The sequence below is a fragment of the Microcystis sp. M049S2 genome (genome assembly GCF_020245625.1).
GTDB classification, from domain to species: domain Bacteria; phylum Cyanobacteriota; class Cyanobacteriia; order Cyanobacteriales; family Microcystaceae; genus Microcystis; species Microcystis ichthyoblabe_A.
In genome coordinates this window covers 1-6,467 of record NZ_JADBUN010000137.1, presented here as the reverse complement: position 1 = coordinate 6,467, position 6,467 = coordinate 1, and the positions used below count along the sequence as shown (strand labels likewise).

The window sequence follows — 6,467 nt, the reverse complement described above, 5'->3', positions numbered from 1 at the left end:
TTCCTACGATGTTCATCAAAAATTAAATGTTTACCGTCGCAATCAAGTCCAAGAATACCTAGTCTGGCGGTTTTATGAACAAGAAATTGATTGGTTTCGGCTACAGGCAGGAGAATATATTAAACTAGAACCCCATAGTGATGGCATAATGCGCTCTCAAATCTTTCCCGGTTTATGGCTAGATAAAAACGCTTTATTAATGGGCGACTTAGGAAAAGTTTTAGTGATTTTGCAGCGGGGGTTAGAGACAGCAGAACATCGAGATTTTGTCAATAAACTAACTGCCAATCACAGCTAGATTGTAAAATTAGACAATTATTCTTGATCCACTGTCCTATAATTACAGAAAGAGTATTTTTGAATTGAATTTGTTCTGAACTGTACCCCACATTTCGACAAGCTCAATGTAAAATAATCTCGCCCCTGATAATCTTCACTTCGACAGGCTCAGTGACCACTCATCACCTTACTTTATGTCAAATCTAATCCTTTTCTGGCATCGTCGCGATTTACGTCTCTCGGATAATATTGGACTGAGTAAAGCTAGGGAGCGCAGTCCGAAAATTATCGGGGTTTTCTGCCTCGATCCTGCTATTTTAGAAGGGGATGATATCGCCCCGGCTAGAGTTGCCTATCTCCTCGGTTGTCTGGAGGAATTAGAAAAAAATTATCGCCAAAAAGGTAGTCAATTACTGATTATTCGCGGCAACCCCAGTCAAACACTGGTCAATTTAGCCAGCGATTTATCGGCAAAAGCAGTTTTTTTTAACCTCGATATCGAACCCTACGCGCGTCAACGAGATCAACAGGTAATCGCCGCTTTACAAACAAAAGGAATTGAGGTAGAAACCTTCTGGGATCAACTTCTCCATGCCCCCGGACAAGTCCTCACCCTCTCAAAAAGTCCCTACACCGTATATACTCCTTTTTGGAAAAATTGGAGCCAATTAACCAAAGCCAGCCCCACAACCCTAGAAAACCTGCAAGGATTAGACGAAAATGAGGGGGAGAAACTCGCAGAAACTATTAACTTACCAACCCTAGAAAATTTAGGTTTTACCTGGCAAAATCCCTTACCCCTCACCCCCGGAGAAAAAGCCGCTCTTAGCAGATTAGAAGAATTTTGTCAAGGGGTTGTTAACAATTATCAAGAAGATCGTAACTTCCCCGCTTTCGATGGCACCTCGCGCTTGAGTGCCGCTTTAAAATTTGGGGCGATTGGCATCCGCACAATTTGGACCGCAACCCTAGAGTTATTAGAAAATTGCCGCGCCGAGGAAGCAAAAGATAGTATTATCACTTGGCAGCAAGAGTTAGCTTGGCGGGAATTTTACCAGCATTGTCTCTATTTTTTCCCAGAATTGGCGGTCGGTGCTTATAGAAAAGAATTTCGTCATTTTCCTTGGCAGGATAACGAAGAACATTTTCAAGCTTGGTGCCAGGGAAAAACCGGCTATCCGATCGTTGACGCGGCCATGCGACAATTAAATGAAACGGGATGGATGCACAATCGTTGTCGCATGATTGTGGCGAGTTTTTTAACCAAAGATTTAATTATTAACTGGCAAAAAGGCGAAAAATACTTCATGCAGAAACTTTTTGATGGCGATTTAGCCGCTAATAATGGTGGTTGGCAGTGGAGTGCCTCTAGTGGCATGGATCCGAAACCTTTAAGAATTTTTAATCCCGCTAGTCAGACACAAAAATTCGATCCAGAAGGGGAATATATTCGTCAATGGTTGCCGGAATTAGCTTCCGTAGATACGGAATATTTAGTAACCGGGAAAATCCCCCGTTTAGAAAGACATCGTTGTGGTTATCCTGAGCCAATTGTCGATCATAATCAACAACAAAAAGAGTTCAAACGACTCTATAGTAATCAGAAGCCAAAACAATAACTAGGGTTTGTGGCAAAAAGTTTTTAGTGGGGACAGGGTGTGGGGTGTGGGGTGTGGGGTGTGGGGTGTGGGGTTTTACCGATTTTGAGGGGGTCAATTACCTAATTTTTAGGGAAAAAGTCCAGGGATTTTCCCCCCGCTCACTCCCATATCCGGTACTTTTTGATTGACAAAAAGTATAAAAGCCTTGCCCAACAAGGTTTTTAGATTTATTCAGCCAACCCTCACTAAAGCGACGGTAAAACTAGCTACTTTTGACCGGCTTTAATCTGGTTCCAAACATCCTCTAAACTTAGATATAACACAGGCACAACAATTAAACTCAACAGGGAAGAAGTGACTAAACCTCCCACAATTACCATCGCCATGGGTTGCCGCAATTCCGCACCGGTACCCAATCCCAAAGCGATCGGAATCATGCCTAAAATTGTCGAACAGGTGGTCATTAAAATCGGTCTTAACCTAATCATTCCCGTTTCTAAAACCGCTTCCTCCCGACTCCAACCCTGTTGACGCAATTGGTTAGTATAATCCAGCAATAACACAGCGTTTTTATCGAGTAATCCCAGGAGGAAGATAAACCCGATCAAAGAAATCATACTAAACTCACTACCCGTTACCAATAACCCCAACATTGCCCCCACAATCGCTAAAGGTAAACATAAAGCGATGACGATAGTTTCTAGCAGTCTTCTGAATAATAACCATAAAACTCCTAACATTAAAATTGTCGCTAGGATTAAAGTGCGACCAAAACTGCCCAAAACATCGCTACTTTGAGAAGAAGTACCCCAACGCTGTAAAGTTATCCCTTCTGGTAAAGGAATCCCTTCAATTTTAATCGCCGCATCTTCTAATCCTAAATCCGGACTGAGATTAGCACTGAGAAAAATCGCCTGTTGACCATTTAAACGCTCGATCGCCAAAAAATCCCCCCGCTCATTTAATCTAGATGATAGGGAAATATCCTTTAAACCAGAGATTTTAGCGGCCTCAACCCGCAATTTCTCGGCACTATCGCGCAATAGCTGCAAATTATCGCTTTTAATCGCAATTTGGATCGGCTTTTCCGCTTCCGTCTGCACAAAAGGAATGTCCTCGACACTGACATTCACCCCTCTAATTGTCGGTAAAATTTGCCGAATCCGTTGCTGCACCGCACTGGTGTGAGATTTACGATCGCCCTTCAGTTTAACGTGAATTTTGCCCCGATTCGGCTCACCGCGTAAACCGGCGATCATAAAAGTCGATTCCACTTCCCCATCCTGCAAAATCGGCGCTTCTAATTTGCTGCCATCCCGGACAGTGCGACGCAGGAGAAAACTTTCGGGAGAACTAGCTAACTGGGAAATCCAAGCGAAACTATCAGTAGAACTCTTATTTTTTGGTTTATTAGGGCTAATTTGCGTTATTTTCGGCAAAGGAGACGTATAAACCAGATTAAACTCGCCGCGATCGAGTCGGGGAATAAATCCCCTAGAAATAAAAGGAATCAGGGCAATACCTGCAAAAAAGGTAATTAGGGCAATAGCAATGACCAGCAAACGATGACGCAATGACCAGTTTAAGAGCCGTCGATAGGCGTTTTCAATCGGTCGCTTTTGTTTCGTCATTTTTGCCCGTGACTGCGGTTTCAGCCAATATACTGCCAAAACTGGCGATAAAGTTCTGGCGATCAACAGAGAAAAAATCACCGCAGCCGAGACAGTTAAACCGAAGGGTTGGAAAAACTGCCCCACCGCACCCCCCATAAAAGCGACGGGTATAAACACGGCAACAATGGTTAAAGTGGAGGCGGTGACAGCTAATCCGATCTCCCTTGTCCCCTTAAGTGCCGCATTTTTCGGGGTTTCCCCCGCGTCGATTAAACGGGAAATATTCTCCACATCCACGATCGCATCATCCACGACAATGCCGATCACCAAAGCGAGAGCCAGCAGTGTCAGGGTTTCCAGATTAAACCCATAGATGGCCATGATAATGAAAGTCCCCAAAAGAGATAGGGGGATAACCAGAGCAGAAATGACCGTAGCGGCGAAACTGCCTAAAAATATCAAGATCACCAGCACCGACAGCAAAACTGCCAAAAGTAAATCATCGATCGTGCCTTGTAGGGCAGCGCGAATATATTCCGCTTGGGTTTCAGCTAAAATTATCTTGACATCGGGCAGTTTTTGTGCTATGTCTTTAACCAGTTTTTCTGCTTGAGCGGCCAGATCGAGACTATTGGCGGCACCTTTTTTGATTACCTGCACTGCGATCGCCTCTTGTCCGTTAAAGCGCACCAGCGTGGGCAATGGTCGGGTTAAGCTTTTATGGGGATTATCTTCCCTAACTGTACCTTGACCGAGTAAATTAACTTTAGCCGTACCAGGAAGAGCTTTTAAGGGTGGAATTAAATTATCTTGGGCGATTTGGCTTAATTCTTCTAGAGTTTTCTGCTCACTCACCAGCGCATAGGTGACTGTTGCCGACTCATTTAAATCAACGGGGATAACTTCTGTAGTAGCTTGAGAGGGTAAAGGGACTTGCGAGATAGCCTGTTTAACTGCTGCGGTGGCTTTGTCTAAATTTGTGCCAATTTTAAAGAAAATGCTGATTACTGACTGTCCGGGGGCAGTAGTCGAAGAAATATCACGACGACCGGGGAGAGAGAAAAGGGGATTTTCTAGGGGTTTAGTTAATTGCTGTTCCGTGGTGATAGCAGTAGCTAAATCCGCTTGAGCGTTAATTATGACGACTGGAAAGCTTATATCGGGGAAAAGAGCGTATTTTAGGGAACTAAAAGCCAAAATTCCCGCCACGGCCACCGCTAACCAGAAGGCAATGGTTAACCTCGGTGCATTAATCGCTATTCGAGAGATATTCAGACGTTCTCGCCACGATTCTTTCATGTTTGTTTAATAAGTGGGGTGTGGGGTGTGGGGTGTGGGGTGTGGGGTGTAGGGTGTAGGGTGTGGGGTGTGGGGTGTGGGGAGAATAAATAAAATAATCTCCTGAATCCTGAATCCTGAATCCTGACTCGGAGACTCCTAACCCCATGGTAGATGTTGGATTTTTGCAGAAGTTCTATTTTCTGACAAAGATAAGCAAAAATTATTTATTGACTGTAAAAACTTGAGAATATTTAAATTAACATTTCGCAATATTTATAAATTCTTAAGAATTAATTGAGAAAGATTTTTATTTAACAACGACGTTATAATGGTTACAGCGATTTGATAGAATTTCATAATGGGCTATTCTTTGCTTTTTTAGGCAGCAATGGTTGAAACCCTTGCCACAGCTAGAAGGTGATCCTAATTAAGACGGGTAAATCAGTCATTTTTACCCACAACGATGATCTTTTTTTTGTGTAGTTTTATTGCAAAAAAAAAGTTTTTTTGACAAAAAGCACAAAGTATGATAAGAGACAAGGGAGCGGGGAATTATGAATTATGAATTGGGGAGAGTGATTGCCTTTATGTAGAAAATGGGTTTCTTCAAGAAACCCGTTTTCTGGGACTTCCAAGGGGTACATAGGATAGCATTTGTATAATTCCTATCAAAATACGGAGAAAATATGACTCTAGTTATTTCCCAAGAAGTGATTAAAGCAAGTGGTTTATCAGAGGATGAACTGTTGAAGGAAATTGTTATTATGTTATTCCAACAAGATAAGATTAGCTTAGGAAAAGCAAGTGAGTTATTAAGTATTAATCAAATCAAGTTTCAACGGCTGCTTTCTGAACGAGGAATTTGTATTCACTATGATGTTGCTGAGTTTCAGGAAGATATTAAGCATTTAAAAAACAAAGGTTGGCTATGATTATTATTAGCGATACTTCTCCTCTCAGCAGTCTTGCTCTTGTTGGTTATCTGTCAATCTTAAAAGATATTTATACTGATGATTTAGAAAACGGGTTTCTCGGAGAAACCCGTTTTCTGTATAAATGTTAATTTCTGTTACAGGGGTCTTGAAAGATTGGGGATTGTTGGGCTAAAACTGTTAGCAGTAAACCTTTGCAGTTAATGTCATGACTTCTACCCTGTTGCCGATTTTTCCTGCCGTTTACGATGTTTTGTTCGATTTAGCTCAATCTGATGGATTTTGTGCGAATTTGGCAATCGCTGTCGGTTAAGGGGGTGAGGTCATAACAATCCGTTGCCAAAACCGACTTTTCAGAATACAATACATAAGAGTAGTCATTCATCGCTCAGATTAGTTAAGATGATATTACATGACTAATAATATTGACCATGATCGCTTATTTAAGGAGTTAATCTCCACCTTTTTTGTCGAATTTATTGAGTTATTTTTTCCTCAATTGATAGATTATTTAGATAGGGAATCGATTACTTTTTTAGACAAAGAAGTATTCACCGATGTCACGGAAGGAGAAAGGTATGAAAGCGATTTAGTCGCACAAGTTAAGTTTCGAGGAAAAGAATCTTTTTTTCTGATTCATCTGGAGGCGCAGGAAAGTTCCCGAAAGTGGTTTAATCGGCGAATGTTTACTTATTTTGCTCGCTTTCATGAGAAATTTGTCCTACCGATTTATCCGATTGTAATTTTTTCTTATTCAAAGC

6 protein-coding genes are annotated in these 6,467 nt (G+C 41.8%); 5 read left to right on the top strand and 1 reads right to left on the bottom strand.

Going from position 1 to position 6,467, the window contains the following annotated elements; all coding sequences use genetic code 11:
- Positions 1-298, top strand: a 298-nt coding sequence (locus tag IM496_RS11790; protein ID WP_287662006.1) for a Uma2 family endonuclease, incomplete at its 5' end; no start/stop codon positions are given.
- A 175-nt stretch (positions 299-473) separates the two neighbouring features.
- Positions 474-1,898, top strand: a complete 1,425-nt coding sequence (locus IM496_RS11785; RefSeq protein ID WP_194016166.1) for an FAD-binding domain-containing protein — start codon at positions 474-476, stop codon at positions 1,896-1,898.
- A 248-nt stretch (positions 1,899-2,146) separates the two neighbouring features.
- Here IM496_RS11785 and IM496_RS11780 read toward each other — a convergent pair whose 3' ends face one another.
- The gene (locus IM496_RS11780) at positions 2,147-4,792 is read right to left on the bottom strand and encodes an efflux RND transporter permease subunit (protein WP_287662005.1); all 2,646 of its coding nucleotides are present in this window, start codon (positions 4,790-4,792) and stop codon (positions 2,147-2,149) included.
- 668 nt (positions 4,793-5,460) lie between these two features.
- On the opposite strand from IM496_RS11780, the gene IM496_RS11775 reads away from it, so the two are divergent.
- From IM496_RS11775 to IM496_RS11765, 3 genes are all read left to right on the top strand, one after another.
- Positions 5,461-5,706, top strand: coding sequence for a UPF0175 family protein (locus IM496_RS11775; protein ID WP_194018388.1), 246 nt, complete (start codon positions 5,461-5,463; stop codon positions 5,704-5,706).
- A complete protein-coding gene (locus IM496_RS11770; protein ID WP_265578370.1) occupies positions 5,703-5,837 on the top strand; it encodes a hypothetical protein in 135 nt (44 codons plus the stop codon). The genes IM496_RS11775 and IM496_RS11770 overlap by 4 nt, the downstream gene beginning before the upstream one ends.
- A gap of 281 nt (positions 5,838-6,118) precedes the next feature.
- Positions 6,119-6,467 (top strand): Rpn family recombination-promoting nuclease/putative transposase (locus IM496_RS11765; RefSeq protein ID WP_287662004.1); only part of this gene is annotated, 349 nt, incomplete at its 3' end.